The 4,388-nt window shown below is 50.7% G+C and carries 2 protein-coding genes; both read right to left on the bottom strand.

Annotation, left to right across the window (positions count from 1 at the left end; genetic code table 11):
• Positions 1-73 precede the first annotated feature (73 nt).
• Entirely contained in the window at positions 74-2,557 is a 2,484-nt protein-coding gene (locus EDC90_RS20505; protein WP_132314365.1) for a S8 family serine peptidase, read from the bottom strand.
• Positions 2,481-3,521: an AAA family ATPase gene (locus tag EDC90_RS20500; RefSeq protein ID WP_132314364.1), complete on the bottom strand. Its 1,041-nt coding sequence runs from the start codon at positions 3,519-3,521 to the stop codon at positions 2,481-2,483. Before EDC90_RS20500 ends, EDC90_RS20505 begins: the two co-directional genes overlap by 77 nt.
• Positions 3,522-4,388: the final 867 nt, after the last annotated feature.

Genomic DNA, 4,388 nt, shown 5'->3' with positions numbered 1-4,388 from the left:
CTTCTTGTCATACGGGCTCCTGTTGACGGCATGATGCCGGATCGAAGAGCCGAAAACCACTTATACCGCCTGTTCAGTTTTCCCGAGCCACTTCATTCATCCCGACAGAAACAACAAGTCCAAAGGGAATGGCATCATCAAGGACTGGTCCTTGATCCTTCTCCCTTTGTATTTGCAAAGATATGGTGCCACCTGCGCCCATATGCCCAAATGCCTGACCCGACCATTGACGATGTATCAGCGTCCCTGCCTCCGTCTGCGTCCATGGTGGTTCAACAATCGGCGAAACTCCAAGCGCGTGTTTAGAATTATCCGATAGTGGGATAACGCGGAGTTTGCACGCTCGATAGGCTTGATGGCCTGGCCGAGTTGGTGAAAGCCATGCAAGTGTGGCCTTTACAGATCTGGTATCAGCTGACCGACTGAAATCATCAGGGACAGGTACACTGAACTCTACTGCTTGCTGAGGACCTAAACGGCCAGATGCCCATAGGGTGGCTCGGTCTCCGGCACAACTAACCGCATCATGAGGGGATACAAAGCCATACCCTAAATGTCGAGCCACTTCTCGGCGCATCTGATCCCAGTTTGCCGGTACCGGAAATTTGGTTGCAGTAATGAACTTGTCTGCACCTTGCCACGAAGCGGGGTGAGCTACTAGTGCTTTCAGCAGCACGGCTTTTTGCTGGTTTGGTAAATCCGTAAACAGCTCCCCATACTCTCGCTCCAGAACCTCGTATAAGCGATGCGCAGTATGTGTTGCATAGGCAGCCGCTGGACTAGAACCAATGATCCACGTGCTTTGATCCTGTGGCTGCCCGACAACGGGGGGAGAGGCTACGCGGATGCCTCCGAAGCGTGTCCCTTGTGCTTGAGGCCGGATCGAAGCAGGCGGAGCGGCGGGTGACAAGATAATATGCTCGCGTCCGCCTGGCAAAAGTATGTCAGGCTTGATGCCGCTCTTATGCCCGTGGCCCAGCGCGGATGAGATGTTTGGCATCTCGCAATCGGGAAAGGGGCGGAATCGGCCATAGGGAAGCTGCACCTCAGCCATACCATCTTTGTGCCACGCTCCGACTGTAAGGCAATTGATGCTTTCGGCTGGCGCGAGAATACGTCGATCAGCCTTCACCTCATCAAGTGCACTCAATACGGCTGATTTTTTGTCGTCGCAATTTGCGTCGTTAAAGTCATCGGGATGGACGTAGCCGTTTAGGTTTAGTGATGATGAAATGTTCCCGCTTGATACTATGAATAGCAGGCCATATCGGTACGAAAGATAGTCCAAAGCCCTGCCCCAAGCGGACATTCTTCCACCGTATTTTTTGTTCGCATCGCCTAGCGAAATATTGACTATAACGATGTCATCAAATCCCTCTTGACGCATCGTCATAACGGCCTCGATCATCAGGTCTATAATCAGTCGGTCATCCTGAAATCGCTCAGGTAGTACGCCAAATCCATTTGGTGCAGGGGCATACATCACACTTCGAAAATATAGCTTCCGGCCTATTGCCTGGGAGTTGATGTTTCTGTCCCCATGGACGATTACCGACGCCATCGCTGTGCCATGTATACGGGGCCCCACCGACAGTGCCTGCAAATCATAGGGGTCAGATAAAATCAGCCAATCTGATATCCAAGGGTGTGATTGCAGTGGCACGGCGTCGAAGATTGCAGCTACTGGCTCATCAAGTGGAGCCTCCATTTCGTCAGGTGTGACAGCTTCAGTCTCGCCCTCTTCAACTGTAGTACTCATGCTTTGAGGCATGATGGACAAAATTGGATCAAGATCGGCTAATGTTTCTGCGTGCAGCTGAGCAATCCTGCGAACCTCATCACGCGGCATGTCAATCAACATCGCATCGTACGAGAATGCGGAGTGCCTCGCTGCACTAACTACTTGACCGCCGGCGTTCATCACCGCCGCCGCTACGACATTCTGCGCTATCGCTGCAGCATCTGCGCCTGTGCGAAATACCAATTCACATTCCAAACGGATTAACTCATCCTGGCCGGCATCCTCGACTGCTTCAAGAAGCAGGGATTGGTCAAGTGGACGCACGCGGTCACCCGGTCCCCAAGGGCGAATATCTCTCAAGCGCAGAAAGAGGTTGCGCCATGGAGCGAAGCCTTTTGGTAAATCCATCCCGCGCTGCCAACGCTGCCACAGGTTAACGATCTGTTCCAAGGCGGTCCGATCGGGAACCAGCAGATAAACTTGCGGATCATCATCCAGTTCGTCCGGATCAAGTAAATCTTCACCCGCGAACATCAAGCCATCAATCCGGTTTACGGCTTTCGCGAAGTCAGTCACTGATCCGGTAACCTCGAATACCAAGAGCCGTTCCGGCTCTAGCCCGTCCGGCTGGTTTTGCACTGACTGAGGTCCCGCTGCCAAAAAATCGCGAAGGCGTTGAAGTTTTGGGCCTAATCGCTGACCCTGAACATCCCGTTCGATCACACGAGATGGTTTGGCCTTACCGTGTCCGGGGAGCCTTTGGCTTTGCCGGGCCTCGTCGAGCTTCAGTATTGGCTTTGTCGGATCGGCCTGCACTTATATCACCCACCTGCTCCGACCAGTGCCGGAGTTCCTCTTTAATTATATACTCCAGAGAATGTGCGCCCAGCGATAGTATGTGCCTACGTCTGACGGTTTGGCAGAACTCCACCGCTTCCGCGAAACTCAGCGGTTCAAGTTTTCTTGCTAAGCTCTCTGGTGAAATCGTTATGCTTTCTCCCCAAGCATCGAAGTATCGAGACAGCAATACCGCGATTTGACGCCAATCGGGTTGCGGTATATTCAGCCGCATTTCAAACCTTCGCCAAACTGCGCGGTCAAGTAACTCATGATGATTGGTCGCAGCAACAGTAACAACGTAGCTGGGCAGCTGATCTATCTGCATAAGTAAGAAAGATACGACACGCTTTATTTCGCCTGTTTCGTGTGTATCTCCTCTCTCTTTTCCGATAGAATCAAACTCATCAAAGAAGAGAACGCAAGCGTTAGTTTTGACATAGTCGAATAGCTTCCGAAGCCTCGTATTCGTTTCGCCCAGGAACGATCCCACAAGGGCGTCGTATCGAACCGTAAACAGCGGCAAAGCCAGAGACTCTGCAATACCTTCCGCAACCGATGTCTTTCCGTTACCCGGGGGGCCAGATAACAGGATTTTATGGCGCGGCTGAAGGCCATGTGCCCTGAGCAGGTCAGCTCGCGACTGCTCTTCAACTAAATTGTGCAGTTGTGATGTCACCGGCAGCGGCAGGATAAGCTCCGACAGCTGGCGTTGGGGATTTGTTTCGATTACAATGTCCCGGCCCGGCGCCGTAAATTGCTTTTGCTCAAGGCGGCTTGATACAGTGACGGTATTAAGGACACGCTGCAAACGATCGGCAAGGACGTTGTGTTTTTTGGCTTTTTCCTCTGCAACAAGAGCTTCCACGGTGGCACGCAACGTGGTCTGGTCGCCTTCAGCGCCAGCACGAACAATAGACAACAAAAGATCACTGCGTGCCATTTCATTAGCCTCACTTAATCTATCTCAGTATCATTGCTTTGGTTAACCAAGCATCAATGCGGCGTATCCCGTGCAACGAGAGGAGGCTGCTCCATACCAAACTTAAACAGTTGACTGTCGAGATTTATGATACGCAATAACGGTAGGAAATGCCATTTCAAATGTTATCGTCAGAAACGTGACGCAGCACTTTACTGAATTTTCTGCTTTCACGGGTTCCGCTGTTTGGATTACCACAACCCCAAACAAAAATAGAACAGATGCTAAAAATTTTGCTACAAAAAACCCAAACAACTGAAAACAAAAAACAATTTCAACCGAACGTCCAATCGATCATGGGTGCAACGGCAAAGCGCCTTGAAGCTTCAATATTGATTTTATTGAATTTTTCCAACTTTTTCGCTCATTTTATTATAGGATTTCTGTCCTATTTTAAGCCTTTTCAGACCGTTTTTAGAATGTGAATGCTGACTTTTGGCAAGCTCAAAAACGGTTTAGCAATCATAAGCACGAGATGAGAGGAGATCGAGCGAAACCGCACACCCTGCCGTATTCTGGCCTTCACAGTACTTCACTTGCCATCGGGCTTTCGCACCGCTGCGATCAAAAACCGATTTTTCTGATACGCCAAATGGCGCGTTGGTTGCAACCGGACACCTCGCAGTACTTGCTGCTTTTTCAGGTTTCATGCTGTTATATGTTGATCCTATGTTGGATAATGCGTATGCGCCGCAGAGGATATGGGCGATCCTGTTTAGAAAGCGTAGCAGCAGGGTAATCCTCCCCTTTTTAACGGGGCTTTTTGGTAGAATTCACGCGGCCATTTTCAGTTTCTGTGCGGGTGTCATTCCGCCGATGCCCATATTG

It is taken from the genome of Martelella mediterranea (assembly GCF_004342225.1).
In the GTDB taxonomy this organism is placed as follows: Bacteria; Pseudomonadota; Alphaproteobacteria; order Rhizobiales; family Rhizobiaceae; genus Martelella; species Martelella mediterranea_B.
The sequence above is the reverse complement of the archived record's forward strand: the minus strand, read 5'-3'. Positions and strand labels throughout refer to the sequence as shown.